This window comes from Amycolatopsis pretoriensis (assembly GCF_900107925.1).
Taxonomy (GTDB): Bacteria; Actinomycetota; Actinomycetes; order Mycobacteriales; family Pseudonocardiaceae; genus Amycolatopsis; species Amycolatopsis pretoriensis.
In genome coordinates this window covers 1036858-1051344 of record NZ_FNUJ01000002.1, presented here as the reverse complement: position 1 = coordinate 1051344, position 14487 = coordinate 1036858, and the positions used below count along the sequence as shown (strand labels likewise).

17 protein-coding genes are annotated in these 14487 nt (G+C 72.5%); 9 read left to right on the top strand and 8 right to left on the bottom strand.

Annotated features, from left to right (window positions below; genetic code table 11):
* Positions 1-56: 56 nt before the first annotated feature.
* The gene (gene rho / locus BLV96_RS11525; RefSeq protein ID WP_086674381.1) at positions 57-1118 is read left to right on the top strand and encodes a transcription termination factor Rho; all 1062 of its coding nucleotides are present in this window, start codon (positions 57-59) and stop codon (positions 1116-1118) included.
* Positions 1119-1120: 2 nt separating this feature from the next.
* On the opposite strand, the gene BLV96_RS49795 is transcribed toward rho, so the two are convergent.
* The 5 genes from BLV96_RS49795 to BLV96_RS11505 form a co-directional block, all read right to left on the bottom strand.
* Positions 1121-1294 carry a hypothetical protein gene (locus BLV96_RS49795; RefSeq protein WP_167379577.1) on the bottom strand — a complete coding sequence of 58 codons (174 nt, stop codon included), beginning with the start codon at positions 1292-1294 and terminating at the stop codon, positions 1121-1123.
* 14 nt (positions 1295-1308) lie between these two features.
* On the bottom strand, positions 1309-1587 hold the full coding sequence (locus tag BLV96_RS11520; RefSeq protein WP_086674382.1) for a hypothetical protein: 279 nt from the start codon (positions 1585-1587) through the stop codon (positions 1309-1311).
* A gap of 89 nt (positions 1588-1676) precedes the next feature.
* Positions 1677-1877 (bottom strand): DUF3072 domain-containing protein, encoded by a 201-nt coding sequence (locus tag BLV96_RS11515; protein WP_086674383.1) that lies wholly within the window; start codon positions 1875-1877, stop codon positions 1677-1679.
* 67 nt (positions 1878-1944) lie between these two features.
* Positions 1945-2367, bottom strand: coding sequence for a hypothetical protein (locus tag BLV96_RS11510; RefSeq protein WP_086674384.1), 423 nt, complete (start codon positions 2365-2367; stop codon positions 1945-1947).
* Positions 2368-2422: 55 nt separating this feature from the next.
* Positions 2423-3475, bottom strand: a complete 1053-nt coding sequence (locus BLV96_RS11505) for a C40 family peptidase (protein WP_091389041.1) — start codon at positions 3473-3475, stop codon at positions 2423-2425.
* A 401-nt stretch (positions 3476-3876) separates the two neighbouring features.
* On the opposite strand from BLV96_RS11505, the gene BLV96_RS11500 reads away from it, so the two are divergent.
* Together BLV96_RS11500 and BLV96_RS11495 are read left to right on the top strand one after the other, a co-directional pair.
* On the top strand, positions 3877-4707 hold the full coding sequence (locus BLV96_RS11500; RefSeq protein WP_086683941.1) for a peptidoglycan-binding domain-containing protein: 831 nt from the start codon (positions 3877-3879) through the stop codon (positions 4705-4707).
* 96 nt (positions 4708-4803) lie between these two features.
* The gene (locus BLV96_RS11495) at positions 4804-5622 is read left to right on the top strand and encodes an LLM class flavin-dependent oxidoreductase (protein WP_086683944.1); all 819 of its coding nucleotides are present in this window, start codon (positions 4804-4806) and stop codon (positions 5620-5622) included.
* Here BLV96_RS11495 and BLV96_RS11490 read toward each other — a convergent pair.
* Positions 5576-6520: a threonine/serine dehydratase gene (locus BLV96_RS11490; RefSeq protein WP_086683946.1), complete on the bottom strand. Its 945-nt coding sequence runs from the start codon at positions 6518-6520 to the stop codon at positions 5576-5578. The genes BLV96_RS11495 and BLV96_RS11490 overlap by 47 nt on opposite strands.
* A gap of 84 nt (positions 6521-6604) precedes the next feature.
* Between BLV96_RS11490 and BLV96_RS11485 the strand changes: the two genes are divergently transcribed.
* Entirely contained in the window at positions 6605-7516 is a 912-nt protein-coding gene (locus tag BLV96_RS11485; RefSeq protein WP_086683949.1) for a LysR family transcriptional regulator, read from the top strand.
* Here the strand turns inward: BLV96_RS11485 and BLV96_RS11480 are convergent.
* The gene (locus BLV96_RS11480) at positions 7467-8390 is read right to left on the bottom strand and encodes a LysR family transcriptional regulator (RefSeq protein WP_091389039.1); all 924 of its coding nucleotides are present in this window, start codon (positions 8388-8390) and stop codon (positions 7467-7469) included. The two genes, BLV96_RS11485 and BLV96_RS11480, sit on opposite strands and share 50 nt — an antisense overlap.
* Before the next feature lie 73 nt (positions 8391-8463).
* Here BLV96_RS11480 and BLV96_RS11475 point away from each other — a divergent pair, with 73 nt between their 5' ends.
* Genes BLV96_RS11475 through BLV96_RS11465 form a run of 3 tightly spaced genes read left to right on the top strand, consistent with a single transcriptional unit; the run spans position 8464 to position 10887 of the window.
* Positions 8464-9375, top strand: a complete 912-nt coding sequence (locus BLV96_RS11475) for a DMT family transporter (RefSeq protein WP_086683955.1) — start codon at positions 8464-8466, stop codon at positions 9373-9375.
* 37 nt (positions 9376-9412) lie between these two features.
* Entirely contained in the window at positions 9413-10309 is an 897-nt protein-coding gene (locus tag BLV96_RS11470) for an NAD(P)H-binding protein (protein WP_086683958.1), read from the top strand.
* Positions 10306-10887, top strand: a complete 582-nt coding sequence (locus BLV96_RS11465) for a CPBP family intramembrane glutamic endopeptidase (protein WP_208608204.1) — start codon at positions 10306-10308, stop codon at positions 10885-10887. The genes BLV96_RS11470 and BLV96_RS11465 overlap by 4 nt, the downstream gene beginning before the upstream one ends.
* Here the strand turns inward: BLV96_RS11465 and BLV96_RS11460 are convergent.
* On the bottom strand, positions 10877-11926 hold the full coding sequence (locus BLV96_RS11460) for a serine hydrolase domain-containing protein (RefSeq protein WP_086683975.1): 1050 nt from the start codon (positions 11924-11926) through the stop codon (positions 10877-10879). The two genes, BLV96_RS11465 and BLV96_RS11460, sit on opposite strands and share 11 nt — an antisense overlap.
* Before the next feature lie 154 nt (positions 11927-12080).
* On the opposite strand from BLV96_RS11460, the gene BLV96_RS11455 reads away from it, so the two are divergent.
* Both BLV96_RS11455 and BLV96_RS11450 read left to right on the top strand, forming a co-directional pair.
* The gene (locus BLV96_RS11455) at positions 12081-13859 is read left to right on the top strand and encodes a glycoside hydrolase family 76 protein (protein ID WP_086683978.1); all 1779 of its coding nucleotides are present in this window, start codon (positions 12081-12083) and stop codon (positions 13857-13859) included.
* A 14-nt stretch (positions 13860-13873) separates the two neighbouring features.
* Positions 13874-14485 (top strand): SecDF P1 head subdomain-containing protein, encoded by a 612-nt coding sequence (locus tag BLV96_RS11450; protein ID WP_249026747.1) that lies wholly within the window; start codon positions 13874-13876, stop codon positions 14483-14485.
* The last annotated feature ends 2 nt before the right edge of the window (positions 14486-14487 follow it).

Here is a 14487-nt window from a genome sequence, read left to right as displayed (position 1 = left end):
CCTCGTACCCCGGCCCTGCCGTTCGCGCGGGCCGGCCACCTCATCAGGAGACACCCATGTCCTTTCACGGAATCCTTGACACGTCAGGGAAAACCCCGTTCGTCCGCACCGGCTACCGGCCGGCGCCGGACGATGTCGCGCTGCCGCTTTCCGTCGTCCGCAAGCACAAGCTGCGCCCGGGCGACGAAATCACCGGCACCGCCGAAGAAATCACCAGCGTCAACGGCGCCGACCCGGCGCGACCGCGTCCGCACTTCGCCGACCTGGTCCCGGTGCACCCGGACGAGCGCCTGCTGCTCGAAACCACCCCGGCGCGCCTGCTGCCGCGCGTCATCGACCTCGTCACACCCCTCGGCAAAGGCCAGCGTGCGCTGGTCGTTTCGCCGCCGAAGGCCGGGAAGACGACCGTGCTGCGTGAGATCGGTCACGGCATCGCGGTCAACCACCCGGAATGCCGGCTCATGGTGCTGCTCGCCGACGAACGGCCGGAGGAGGTCACCGAGCTGAGCCGGACCGTGCGCGGCGAGGTGATCGCGTCCACGTTCGACCGGCCGCCCGCCGAACACGTCGCGGTCGCCGAGCTTGCCGTCGAGCGGGCGAAACGCCTGGTGGAGCGCGGCGAAGACGTCGTACTGCTCCTCGACTCGCTCACCCGTCTCGGCCGCGCCTACAACCTTTCGGCCCGCCCGTCGGGACGCACGCTGTCCGGCGGCGTCGACGCGGCCGCGTTGCAGCCGATGAAGCGCATCCTCGGCGCGGCCCGCAACCTCGAAGGTGGCGGCTCGCTCACGATCGTCGCGTCGGCACTGGTGGAGACCGGTTCGCTGGCCGACACGGTCTTCTTCGAGGAGCTGAAGAGCACGGGCAACGCGGAGCTGAAACTGGACCGCAAGGCGGCCGAGCGCCGCGTCTTCCCGGCGGTCGACATCCCGGGTTCCGGCACGCGCCGCGAGGAACTCCTGGTCACCGCGGGCGAACTGGCCGCGATGCGCGAAGTGCGCCGCGCGCTGCAGGGCCCGCACGCGATCGAGCAGCTGCTCGACCAGCTCCGCAAGACGGGCTCCAACGCGGAGTTCCTCCTCCGCGTGACGGGTGCCGCCCTGCCCGCGGCGGCCTGAGGTCAGTCGTTCCGGCGTTCCCGGAGCTCGCCGATCACCTTCTGGCCGACACCGTCGGCTTGATCGGCGCTGTCCGGCGGATCGCCTTCACCGGGCTCGTAGAGGTTGTCGTCCGCCCGGCCGGGATCCAGGGTGGCGGGCCGCGCGATCTCGGGTTGTTCGTTGGGGTATGACATCTCCGCCCATCACGTCACTGAGGTGGCTGGTAGGGGGTGGCCCGCGGGTAGGACGGCCGTTCGGGCCCGCGATTCAGCGTGGCGACCAGAAAACCCAGCCCTGCCACGAGAACCACGAGCGGCCCGGCGCCCGGCGAAGCGGCCCACCAGGCCAGCCCGCCGGCACCGGCGACCCAGGCCGCGACGAACGTGCGCTTCGCCGTGAGCGGATAGGGCTTCCGCAGTTCGCGAAGAGCGGTCGCGCCGAGCACGAGCAGCCCGGCCGACGCCGCGAGCAGCACGGTCAAGTACACGGAATGCCTCCTTCGAGGACTCGGGTATCGAACAAGCGATTACCCGAACCGGAAGCCGGCACTCCGTGGCGCCGGGCACAGAACGCTCGTCAGCTGCCCCGCCCGGTGGCCTGCTGCAGCTCGTCGATCCGCGCGGAAGCCTGGGCCTTCGTCAACCCCTCCGGCACGTCCTCCCCGGCCTCCTGCGCCAACGTCTGCAGGTACGACTTCTGCGGCCCGGTCATCGGCTCGTCGCCGGTCGTCCAGTCGCTCGGGTCCTTCTCCGGGTTCGGTTCCACCTGATCGGTCACGACATCCTCCAATCGAACATCTGTTCGCCTGGCTCCGACTCTAGCGCAGGGGTCCGACAACCGCCGGTCACGAGCCGGCCGGCGGGGTCGACGGCGCGCCCGCTTCGTGGCCCGGCCTGCCGTGCGTCCGGCGGTCGTCCTTCATCTGCTGTTCGTGCAGGTGACGGCGGCCGTCGGTCAACGACTCGAGCAGTGACCGCTCGAGGTCGCGGCACGCCTTGTAGTAGCCGTCGTCGTATTCCTCGACGATCTGGAACGTCCACCGATCGGGTAGCACGTTGAGCCCGATCAGTTCTTCGTTGATCCGCCGCGCCCAGTCCGCGTGGCCGGCCTTTTCGAGCTTCTCGACGGCTTCGCCGAGGGCCAGGTCCGCGCTTCCGGTCAGCTGGTGGAACGAATAGAGGTGCCCGCGCGCCCGCTCGATCGTCTCGAGCGCTTCGGTGACTTTGCCGACGGCCTCGACCGTCGCGGCGTCGTAGTTGTCGACCATGCGCGGAAGATGCCCCGTTCCGCGATTTCTACACCTCGCGGACCGGGGCACCCGCTCACGCGGTGGGGCGCGTCGCGCCCGCGTACTCCTTCAGCAGCGGCGAGATCTTGACGACGTCGCCGCTGGTCGGGGCGTGCACCATCTTGCCGTCGCCGATGTACATCCCGATGTGGGACACGGGGGAGTAGTACGCGACCAGGTCGCCCGGCTGCAGCTGGTCGCGCGGCACCGACGTGCCGAAGCCCGCCTGCGCCGACGACGTGCGGGGCAGCGAGATCCCGGCCTGCTTGTAGGCCCACTGCATCAGGCCCGAGCAGTCGAACGTGGACGGGCCGGTGGCGCCGTAGACGTAGGCGCTGCCGAGCTTGCTCAGCGCCGCGTCGACCGCCTTCTGCGCGGCCGCGGAGGCCGCCTTGACGGTCGGGGCCTTGCCGCCGGTGTCCTTCTGAGCGGTCTTGTCGGCGGTGCTGAGGGTCTTGCCCTGGGCCTCGATCTGGTCGATCTGGGCCTGGAGGTTCTTCTTCTTGCCTTCGATGTCCGAGGCCAGCTTGGCCGCCGCGTCCCGGGCGTCCGTCGCCCGCTTCGCCGCGTCCGTCGCCGCCTTCTCCGCTTCGGTGGCCTTCGCGGCCGCGCCGCTGAGGTTGCCCATCGCGGCGTTCTTGTCGGTCGCGATGACCTCGAGGGCCGCCGAGCGGTCCAGGAAGTCCTGCGTCGACGTGCCGGCCAGCAGCGCCGACAGCTTGTTCATCTGGACGCCGCTGGTGAACGACGCGCCGGCGAACTTGTCGACCTGCGTCTGGTACTTCTGCTTCGCGTCGATCGCCTGGGCACCGGCGTCCTTGGCCGCGGTGACGTCGGCGGTGGCCTTGTCGAGCTCGCCCTGCTTGGCGGCCAGGTCGTCCTTCGCCTTGAGCAGGTCTTCGTTGAGCTTCTCGGCCTGGGCCGAGAGGTCGCGGTACTTCGCCAGGGCGTCGGACCCGGTGGGCGGGGCCTGGAGGACGGGGATGGGGGCGGCGGTGGCCGGCGGCTGGGCCATGGTGACGACAGTGATCACCGAAGCCGCCGCGAGGGCACCTGACACCACGCGCTTGACGGGATGCGAACGCATTCTCGCGCGGGTCTCCTTTGCTGATCGGCCGCCGTCGGGCACCGGCGGCGAGTCGGGGGCCTCGCCCGGGTCCGGCGCGCGCTCGACCGCAACAGGAAGAGCACGCGATGGGGTCCGGTACCCGCAGGGGGTATCGGCGGCGATCTCGCGTCGCCGTCTCGTCGACGACCGGGGGCCGCGAGATCTCGAACAGGTTACGAAAGGAACACGGCGACGTCCAGGGCTGGCTCTCCGCAACTCTGGGTGACGACGAGAAACACGGCTGGACCAGTGGTTCCCTGATCGGCTGTGGCTGGGATTACACGTCGTGACGGCGGGGTGAATGCCGCTTTTGTACGTCCCTTGTATCCGGTGGCGTGATCCTCGTGGCCGTAGGCGATTCCGACCAGTGGAGGACAGGGATGTTCACGAAGGCCGCCGTGCTGACGGCACTCACCGCAGCGGCGTTCGCCGTGGCCGCACCGGCTCAGGCCGAGCCGGTGGCCACGACGGCGCTGCCCACGGCGAACATGGAGGCCGTGCTGAAGGCGGCCCAGATCGACCCGCGCCGGGCCGACGACACCCAGACGCCGGGCGCGCACGACAGCGTCCTGCTCGTCGAGCAGGCGTTGCAGGCCAAGGGCCTGCTGGCGAGCACCTACGTCGACGGGTACTTCGGCACCACGACGATCACCGCGTACTCGCAGTACCAGAAGTCGCTGGGCTACACCGGGATCGACGCTTCCGGCCTGCCGGGCAAGACGTCGCTGGAGAAGCTGGGCGAGGGCCGGTACACGGTCACGAGCCCGGTTTCGGCGGGCAGCCGGGTCACCTACCACGGCGTCACGCTCAACACGCGCACGAAGGCGATGCTCGTGGCCGCCGAGGGGATCTTCGGGTCGTCGGTCAGCTTGACCCAGGGCTCGTACAACCCCGGCGGCGTCGACGCGTCCGCCGGCACGCACGACGGCGGCGGCGCGATGGACATCTCGGTGTCCAGCCTGTCGTCGGCGAGCCGGACCACCCTGCTGAAGGCGTTGCGCAAGGTCGGGTTCGCCGCTTGGCTGCGCACCCCGGCCCAGGGTTTCGCCTACCACATCCACGCGATGGCGATCTCCGACCCGGACCTGTCGTCGGGCGCCCAGCACCAGACCGGCGACTACTACCTGGGCATGAACGGCCTCGCCGGCCGCGGGGCCGACGACGGTCCTTCGGTTCCCAAGGTCACCTGGGAGGAGTACCAGCGCGGCTGAGGTTTGCACTTCCCGTCCGGGGCGTCTCGTGGTGGCACCGCGAGACACCCCGGTGGTTTGATCGAAGCCACCAAACCAACCTGGGGAGTGGGTCCGATGGACAAGAAGCCGTTCCGGTTCGGCGTGGTCGCGGGTGCGACCGAGGGTGGCGCGAAGTGGCTCCGAACCGCCCGGCGAGCCGAGGAACTCGGCTACTCCACCCTCCTCTGCCCCGACAACCTCAACCTCCCGACGCCCACCGCCGCGCTCGCGGCCGCCGCGGCCGTCACCAGCGAACTGCGGGTCGGGTCCTTCGTCCTCGCCAGCCCGCTGCGGACCGCCCGGGCCGCCGCCTGGGAGTCGCACAGCCTGAGCGTCGTCACCGGTGGGCGGTTCGAACTCGGGCTCGGCACCGGGCTGCCCACCATGCGCCAGCAGGCCGAAGAGCTCGGCCTGCCCTACGGCTCGGGCCAGGACCGGCTGGACTCGATCTCCGAGACCATCGACCACGTCCGGCGGCTCGACGGCGACGTCCACACTCCCGTCATGATCGCCGCCGGTGGGCCCAAGGCGCGGCGGCTCGCCGGCGCGAAAGCCGACATCGTCACCCTCGCCGGGGGCGTGCTGACCACCCGCGAGGAGATGGCCGGGTACGTCGGGGAGATCCGGGCCGCCGCCGGGGAGCGGGACGTCGAACTCGCGCTCAACATCTTCGTCGTCGGGGAGCAGGTGCCGCCGTGGATCCGGGGCTTCATCGGCGTCGACGCCGAGACGCTCATCGAACACGACTCGCTCACCATGCTCCGCGGCAGCGTCGACGACATGGCCGCCGAGCTCGAACGGCGGCGCGAGGAACTCGGCGTCTCCTACGTCAGCGTCAACAGCGCCTTCATCGAGGAGTTCGCGCCGCTGGTGGCGCGGTTGTCGGGGAAGTGAGCGTCGCCGGGTCGGTGTTCGCGCCGCACAGCAGCACCGCGACGCGCTCACCCGGTGACGGCCGGTAGGCACCGGCCAGCAGCGCCGCGAACGCCGTCGCCCCGCCCGGCTCGACCGCCAGGCGGTAGCGGTCCCAGAGCGCCGCTCGCGCGTCGAGGATCGCCGAGTCGTCCACCAGCACCGAGGACACCCCGGTGCGGGTGGCGACCGCGAACCCGATGTCGCCGAGCCGGGAAGCGCCCAGGGAGTCCGCGGCGACACCGGACACCTCGACCGCGACCGGCTCGCCCGCCGCCAGGGCCGCGTGCAACGTCGGCGCCGTGCGCGGTTCGACGCCGATGACCCTTGCCCGGCCTTCGACCGCGGCCGCGACGCCGGCCAGCAGCCCGCCGCCGCCGACCGCGACCAGGATCGTGTCGACGCCGCCCGTCTGCTCCAGCAGCTCGAGGCCGGCCGTGCCCTGGCCGGCGCAGATCTCCGGCTGGTCGTAGGCGTGGCAGAAGAGCGCGCCGCGGTCCGCCGCGTCCTTCACCGCCGCGTCGTAGGCGTCCGCGTACTTCTCGCCGACCAGCTCGACCGCCGCCCCCAGCTGCCGCAGCTTCGCCACCTTGACCGCCGGCGCGTTCGCCGGGACGTAGACCCGCGCGGTCACGCCGAACTCACGGGCCGCGTACGCGACGGCGAGCCCGGCGTTGCCGCCCGACGCGGCCACCACGCCGGCCGCCGAAAGCGAACCGGCGGCGATGATCCGGTTGAACGCGCCCCGCGCCTTGAACGAGCCGGTGTGCTGCAGCTGCTCGAGCTTGAACCACACGTCGTCGCAGGCGAACACCGGCGTCCGGCGGACCCGGCCCTCGATCCGCGCGGCGGCCTGCTCGACATCCGAAGTGCTGATCACGTCCCCAGCATGCGCGTGGACGGTCGTAAGCACCAGCGAGGTCTTCTAGGCTGGCGTTAGCGACGCTTATGGCTGGAGGTCCCCGTGCTCGATGCCCGCCGCCTCGCCCTGCTCGCCGAAGTCGCCCGTGCGGGCTCGATCGCCGCGGCGGCCCAGAAGCTGTCCTTCACGCCGTCCGCCGTCTCGCAGCAGCTGGCGAAGCTCGAACGGGACGTCGGCGCGTCCGTGCTGCACCGCCACGCGCGCGGCGTCACGCTCACGCCGGTGGGGGAAGCGCTGCTGGTCCACGCCGAGACGATCGCCGGGGAGCTGCGCGGCGCGGAAGCCGTGCTCCGCGCGGAGCCGGCGCGGCTCGCGGTCGGCACGTTCGCGAGCGCCGGCACCGCGCTCGTTCCTTCGGTGCTCGCGGAGTTCCGCCGGGCGCACCCGGCCGTCGCGCTGCGGCTGCTGGACCTCGAGCCGCCCGACGGCTACGACCTGGTCCGCTCCCGCGAGCTGGACCTGCTGATCACCCACCGCTACCCGGGCGCGCCACTGCCCGGGGCGCGCGGGCTGACCCGGTCGCTGCTGCGGGCGGAACGGTTCCGGCTGATCCTGCCCCCGGACCACCCGAAGGCCCGTGTCCGCCGGCTCACGCTGGGGTCGCTGACCGGCGAAGACTGGATTTCGGGCAGCCCCGGCGTGCCCAACCGGGCCTGCCTCGACCAGCTCGCCGACGCGGCCGGCGTCACGCTCGGCGTGACCTACGAAACCCGGGACTACCAGGTGATCCTGGCGCTGGTCGAGGCCGGCCTGGGGGTCGCGTTCGTGCCGGAGAGCGTGCTCGAGCGGGCGGGAACGACACGGGTCGAGGTTCGCGACGTCACCGACGCGCGGCCGGCGCGGGACATCTGCCTGGTCCACCACCGGCGGCCGGGCGAGCTGGTCACGGAGATGGTGGACCGGCTCAGCCGACCGGCCGGCCCACGTTCTCGAAGCGCGCGGAAGCCGCTTTGAGCGCGTCCAGGCACGCGCGCACCGCGCCGCGGTCCTCTTCGCCCGCCCGGCAGATCGCGTAGATCGTGCGCGTCAGCGCCGGGCGGGTCGCCAGGATGCGGACCCCTTCCGGCGACTGCTCGCGGGCGAGACGCGGGACCAGCGCCGCGCCGACGTTGCCCGCCACCAGGGCCAGCTGCGTCGGGTAACCGCCGACCGTGCAGCTGATCCGCGGCTCCAGCCGTTGCTTGCGCAGCACCTGCACCAGCCAGTCGTAGCAGCCGGACCCCAGGCTCCAGCCGATCCACGGCAGGTCGTCCACTTCGGACAGATCCACCGTCTTGCGGTGCGCCAGCCGGTGGCCGGCCGGTAGGGCGAGGTCCGCGACGTCGGAGAACAGCGCGATCCGCGTCGTCGCCGGTGGGAGCACCGTCGGGCGGTCCTCCCAGCTCTCCAGCACCGCGACGTCGAGGTCGCCGGCCAGCACGCGGGGCATCGTCTGCTCGGCCTCGCCCTCGTGCAGTGTCACCGCCAGCCGCGGGTGCTGCGCCGCGAGCGTCGCCAGCGCGGGCGGGAGCAGCGCGTGCACCGTCGTCGGGATCGCGCCGACCCGCAGCGGCCCGATGACGTCCTCGCGCAGCAGCTCCAGATCCGACTTCGCCTCGGCTACCTGCGCCAGGATCCGTTCGGCGTGCGCGGCCAGCACCTGGCCCGCCTTCGTCAGCCGCACGCCGCGGCCGCGCGGCTCCAGCAGCGGCTGCCCCGCTTCCCGTTCCAGCTTCGCCAGCTGCTGCGACACCCCCGACGGCGTGACGTGCAGGGACGCGGCCGCCGCGGCGACCGAGCCCTGGGTGGCGACGGCGTGCAGCGCGCGCATCCGCTCGAGTCCGAACACGGTAGTGATCCTACCGAATTCCCCGCACGAACATTCGCTTGTCCTTGACAGTCGTGACCCGCACGCTGGAACCGTGACCACGACCGCCCCGCGCCCCGCGAAGACCACCCCCACGCCGTTCACCGAGCGCTTCGACCCGCGCCTCCTCGCCGCGCTCGGCAGCTTCTGCATCTCGCTGTCGTCGGTCTTCATCAAGGTCTCGCACGCCAGCGGCAGCACCAGCGCGTTCTGGCGCTGCCTGCTGGCGCTGCCGGTGCTGCTCGCGCTCGCCGCGCGGGAACGGCGCAGGACGGGCCCGGCGCCCCGCGTGCTCCTCCCGCTGCTGGCCGGCGTCGGGCTCGGCCTGGACTTCGTGCTGTGGGGCGAGGCGATCCCGCGGGTCGGCGCCGGCATCGCGACCGTGCTGCTCGCCGTCCAGGTGATCATCGTGCCGCTGCTGGCGTTCGCGTTCCTGCGGGAACGGCCGGCGAAGCAGTTCCTCTTCGCCGTGCCCGTGCTGCTCGGCGGCGTAGTGCTGGCCGGCGGGTTCGCCGGGAGCGGCTCGTTCGGCCCGGACCCGGTCACCGGCGCCGTGTTCGCGATGCTCGCCGGCGCCGGGTACGCCGTCTACCTCTTCCTGATCCGGCTCAGCGGCGGCCAGGGTGGGCAAGCGCAGTCCCTGGTGCTGGCGACGCTCTCCGCCGGGGCCGTCGCGGTCGTGCTCGGCGTCCCGAGCGGCACGCTCGACCTGAGCCCGGGCGCGGCGACGTTCGGCTGGCTGGTCGTGCTCGCCGTCGTCGGCCAGCTGATCGGGTGGATCCTCATCTCCGCCGCGCTGCCCCGGATGAGCGCCACGACCGGCTCGACGCTCATGCTGCTGCAGCCGGTCGGCGCGGTGCTGCTGGGCATCGGCCTGCTGGGGGAGACGCCGAGCGTGGTGCAGCTGGTCGGCTGCGCGGGCGTGGTCGCCGCCGTCTGCTTCGCCGGGCGGACGCGCCGCGGATGATCTGCGGGCCGGAGCGGTCCCGGCTAGCGTCACGGGTATGCGTGTGCTGGTGGCCGGGGCTTCGGGGTTCGTCGGCAGCCGGTTGTGCCCGGCGCTGGAAGACGCGGGCCATGACGTCCTCGCGATGACCCGTCACCCCGCGAAGTACCGCGGCGCCGGGGAGCCGGTGCGCGGCGACGTCGCCGACGTCGGGTCCCTGCGTGACGCGCTCAAGGGTGCCGAAGCCGCCTACTACCTCGTGCACTCGCTCGACAGCAGCGACTTCAAGCGCCGGGACGCCGACGCCGCCCGCGCGTTCGCCCGCGCGGCGGCGGACGCGGGGGTGGGCCGGATCGTCTACCTCGGCGGCCTCGGCGACGACGACGACGCGCTCTCGGAGCACCTGGCCAGCCGCCGCGAGGTCGAGCGGCTGCTGGGGGAGACCGGGGTGCCGGTGACCGTGCTGCGCGCCGGGATCGTCATCGGGCACGGCGGGACGTCGTGGGAGCTGACCCGCCAGCTCGTCGAGCACCTGCCCGCGATGGTCACGCCGCGCTGGGTCGGCACGCGCACCCAGCCGATCGCGATCGCCGACGTCGTCCGTTACCTGGCCGGCGTGCTCGACCACCCCGAGGCCGAGGGCCGGACGTTCGAGATCGGCGGCCCCGAAGTCCTGGCCTACCGCGACATGCTGCAGCGGGTCGCGGCGATCGAGGGGCGGCCGCTGGTGATCGTGCCGGTGCCGCTGCTCTCGCCGCGACTGTCCTCGTACTGGCTTTCCCTGGTCACCGACATCGACGTGACGACCGGCCGGGCGCTGATCGACTCGATGACGAACGAGGTGGTCGTCCGCGACGACGCCATTCGCCGGATCGTCGAGTTCGAGCCGATGGGCTACGACGAAGCCGTGCTGCAGGCCCTCGGCGAGCGGGCGAAGAGCCGGCGGCCCGCGTGAGAAAAGGGCGTCTCGCCGGGGTGCTGGCCACGGGGTCCGGGCTGCTGGGCGCGTCCCTGGCCAGCCGGCCGGGTTCGCGGCGGTTCCACGTCCTCACGGCGTCGGTCGCGGCGACCTGGTTCGCCGGCGCCGGGCGGGTGCCCCGCGGCCGCCGGGACGTCGTCCAGCCGGTGCTGGCGGGGGCGGGTGCGTTCGGCGTCTTCTACGGCTGCGCGCTGGTGTCCCGCCGCATCCCGCCACTGCGCCGCGCGATCGCGGGTGTGCTCGACCACGCCCACCGCGGATCGACGCCGTCGGTGGCGGCGACCGCGCTGGTGACCGGGGCGGCGGAGGAGGTCTTCTTCCGCGGCGCGCTGCACGACGCGTTCGGGCCCGGGAAGGCGACGGCGCTGTACGTCCTGTCGACGACGGCGACGCGCAACCCCGCGCTGGTCCTGGCTTCGGCGGTGATGGGAACGTTGTTCACCCTGCAGCGCGGCCGGTCGGGCGGGGTGCAGGCGCCGCTGCTGACGCACGTGGTGTGGTCGGCGCTGATGCTCGCCTTCCTGCCGCGCCTGTTCCCCCCGCCTAACCCGTGATCCCGTCGTAGGCGGCCATGACCACGCCGAGCCCCCGGTCGTAGCCGCCGTCCCAGAGGACCTGGTTCATCACGTACGCCACCACCATGCGGTTTTCGGCGTCGACGAGGACCACCGAGCCACCCCACCCGCCCCACGAACACGTCCGGCCCTCGAGCCGGTAGCCCAGGCCGTAGCGCATCCGCGCGCCGAGCACGCGGTCCTCGCCGTGGAACTGCTCTTCGAAGACCCGCTCGGCCCCGGCCGCCGACAACAACCCGCCGCGGCCCGCGAGGACCGACTGCACCGCGGCGACCGAGCGGGCGTTGCCGAACCCGTTGACGGCCGGCAGTTCCGCGCGCCGCCAGGCTTCGGAGTACGAGTCCGAAACCCCCACCAGGAAGCCCGGCGGCTTGTCGCCCCGGGGGTCGGGGATCAGCGGCGCGACGCGGTGGTCGTGCTCGGCGGCCAGCCCGATGTGGAAGTCGGCGCCCAGCGGCCCGGCCACCTCCTCGGCGAAGAACGTGCCGAGGCTGCGCCCGGTGACGCGGCGGACGACTTCGCCGACCAGGAACCCGAAGGTGACCGAGTGGTACCCGCCCGCCGTCCCGGGCTCCCACGCGGGCGCTTGCGCGGCCAGCCGTGCGGTCACGGCCGGCCAGTCGAAGAGGTCCTCGACCGTGATCGGGCCGGCGAAGTCCGGCAGCCCCGCGGTGTGCCCGAGCAGGTGCCGGACGAGCGTGGTTTCCTTGCCCGCCACGGCGAATTCGGGCCAGTACGCGGCGACCGGTGCGTCGAGGTCCAGCTCACCGCGGTCGGCGAGGACCAGCGCGCACAGCGCCGTCATCGTCTTGGTGGTGGACCAGACGGTGGTGATGGTGTCGCGGTCCCACGCCACCGTGCGGGCGGGGTCGACGTACCCGCCCCACAGGTCGACCACCGGCTCGCCGTCCACGAAGACGGCCACCGACGCGCCGACGTCGTCGGCGTCGAGTGAGGCCGCCAGGACCTCACGCACCTTGCTGAAGCGGTTCTCGCAGTTCCCCCGGAGTTCGGCCACGGCGGCCAGCAAACTCCGTCCGGCGGGAGCGCACCACTCATTTTCCCGTGGCGAACCGTTGTCCGGAACGAGCCAGAACCGGGCGGAAACCTTCACCAACCGGCTCCCGGCTTCCTATGCTGGAGCGAACCCCGGTGCGTGGAGAGGGATGTCGATGCGGACATTGCTCGTGCTGCTGCTCGTGTTCGGTTCCCTGACCCCGATCCCCGCCGAGGCGGCGACGGCGGTGTGCGTGACGTCGTGCGACACGCTCGACCCGTCGCGGGCCGCGCGGGAGAGCTTTCCGCTGCCCGACAAGGTGATCAACGGCCGCGTGCTGCGCCTGCACGCCTCCGACCCCGACGGCATGGCGTGGGCGAGCATCGACAACGGCGTCGCCGGCGACGCCGTCTGGCTCGACCGCTCCTGGGACGCGGGCGCGACCTGGGAAGGCTTGCTGGGCAAGGCGAGCGTCCCCGGTACGTGGACCGGCACCCGCACGCTCATGTACAACCTCACCGATCCGGCGCACCACCGCCGCGGCTGGGTCCGGGCGTGCGGCGACGCGCAAGGAGTCGGCTGCACGGCGTGGATCTACCCGGACGTCTGCGACACCGCGTGCGACCGCACCGCGCCCGGTGCCGGTGACAGCCAGCCGGTGGCGCCGACGACGCTGTTCGGCCGCACGATCCGGCTCCACTTCGACGGCCGGGGCATGGCGTGGGCCAGCCTCGAAGCCGGTGGCGCGGGGGACGAGATCTGGCTCGACCGCTCGTGGGACGCCGGCGCGAGCTGGCCGGACGGCTCGTCGCTGGGCCGCACGAGTGTCGCCGCGGGCGCGGCTTCCACGCACACCACGGCGTTCGCGACACGCGATCCCCGCGGCCGGCTCCACGGCGGCGCGGTACGCGCGTGCGGCCGCGAAGCCACGCACGCCCAAGGCAGCTGCACGGCGTGGGCGCGCCCGGCGACGACCCGCGCGGCCGGCGCGCTCGACGCCCTGATGTGGTCCTACGAGCCGTACACCGCGTGGTGGCCGTCGAGCTGGTGGAACTCGGCGGTCGCGGTGACGGCGGTGGCCGACGCGGGCGGCTTCGACACCGCGCTGGCCCGCACGTTCGACGTCAACCGCGCCGCTTTCCCCGCCGGCGCAAGGAGTTCCGATGCGATCGACGGCGACTTCGTCAGCCGCGCCATCGACGACAGCGCGTGGTGGGGTCTCGCCTGGGTCGCCGTCTACGACCGCACGCACGACGCCCGCTACCTGACCGAGGCGACGACGATCGCGAACTACGTCCACGGGTTCTGGGACACCGGAAGCTGCGGCGGCGGGGTCTGGTGGAACCGCGAGCGCACGTACAAGAACGCCGTCACGGCGGGGTTGTACCTGCGGCTGACCGCGTCCCTGCACAACCGGCTCGCCGGCGACACGGTGTGGGGCCGGCGGGCGCGCACCGCGGGCGACTGGTACGTCGGCAGCGGGCTGATCAACTCCTCGGGTCTGGTGAACGACGGCCTGACGTCGTCGTGCGCGAACAACGGCCAGACCGTCTGGACGTACAACCAGGGCCTCGGCATCGGCGGGCTGCTGGAACTGTGGCGGGCCACCGGTGTCCAGTCCTATTTGGACACAGCGAAGCGGCTGGCGGACGCGGCGATGGCCCGATTGACGTCCGGTGGCGTGCTCGTCGAGTCCTGCGACACCGGCACGGGTTCCTGCGACGACAACCAGAAGCAGTTCAAGGGCATCTTCCTGCGCTACTTCGGCGACCTCGCGACGGCGACGGGGTCGGCGACCTACCGAGCGTTCACGCAGAAGCAGGCGGACGCGCTCTGGGCGAACGACCGCGACGCGCTGAACCGGATCGGCCAGCGCTGGACCGGGACGACGCCGAACGTGACGGACTGGCGCACCCAGGCCTCGGGACTGGAAGCGATCCTGGCGGCCGGATAGCCCCGCACGCCAGAATGGGCGGCGTGCGGATCCTCCTGCTCGCGGCCGTCGCCGTGCTCGCCACCGGGTGCCAGGCCGAGGTCGCGGGGCACGCCGCGCCCACCGGGTTCATCGTCAAGGACGGCACTCAGCTGCGGTTCCGGCCCGTCCTCGCCGAACTGCCGCCGGGGCCGGCGACCGGCTCGGCCGGCGACCGGCAGAGCACCGACCCGGCCGTGCAGCAGGCTGCGGCCCAGGCGTTCGACTGCGCCCAGGGCAAGCCGGATCCCCTCGGCGGCCGCGACGACCCCGCGTTGCCGCTGGTCAGCTGTGACCGCGCGCAAGGCACGAAGTACATCCTCGGGCCCGGCTTCCTCAGCGGTGCGGACGTGAGCCGCGTCGACGCCACCCTCGATCCGCAGACCGGCAGTTCGGTCATCAACCTCAGCTTCACCGCCAAGGGGGCCCGGACCTGGGCCGAGTGGACCGGGCAGAACGTCGGCAAGCAGGTCGCGGTGGTGCTGCGGAGCCGCGTGCTGACCGCGCCGGCCGTGCAGTCCGCCATCACTGGCGGGGAAACGCAGATCACCGGGAAGTTCACGCTGCCCGAAGCGCGGCAGCTGGCCCGCGACATCGCCGGCGGCTGACG

Excerpts from the sequence above, each read along its gene's own strand:
- BLV96_RS11470 (WP_086683958.1), top strand. The coding sequence starts at position 9,413 with ATGCGTGTGCTGGTGGCCGGGGCTTCGGGGTTCGTCGGCAGCCGGTTG.
- BLV96_RS11505 (WP_091389041.1), bottom strand. The coding sequence starts at position 3,475 with ATGCGTTCGCATCCCGTCAAGCGCGTGGTGTCAGGTGCCCTCGCGGCG.
- BLV96_RS11510 (WP_086674384.1), bottom strand. The coding sequence starts at position 2,367 with ATGGTCGACAACTACGACGCCGCGACGGTCGAGGCCGTCGGCAAAGTC.
- BLV96_RS11500 (WP_086683941.1), top strand. The coding sequence starts at position 3,877 with ATGTTCACGAAGGCCGCCGTGCTGACGGCACTCACCGCAGCGGCGTTC.
- BLV96_RS11495 (WP_086683944.1), top strand. The coding sequence starts at position 4,804 with ATGGACAAGAAGCCGTTCCGGTTCGGCGTGGTCGCGGGTGCGACCGAG.
- BLV96_RS11455 (WP_086683978.1), top strand. The coding sequence starts at position 12,081 with ATGCGGACATTGCTCGTGCTGCTGCTCGTGTTCGGTTCCCTGACCCCG.
- rho (WP_086674381.1), top strand. The coding sequence starts at position 57 with ATGTCCTTTCACGGAATCCTTGACACGTCAGGGAAAACCCCGTTCGTC.
- BLV96_RS11450 (WP_249026747.1), top strand. The coding sequence starts at position 13,874 with ATGGGCGGCGTGCGGATCCTCCTGCTCGCGGCCGTCGCCGTGCTCGCC.
- BLV96_RS49795 (WP_167379577.1), bottom strand. The coding sequence starts at position 1,294 with ATGTCATACCCCAACGAACAACCCGAGATCGCGCGGCCCGCCACCCTG.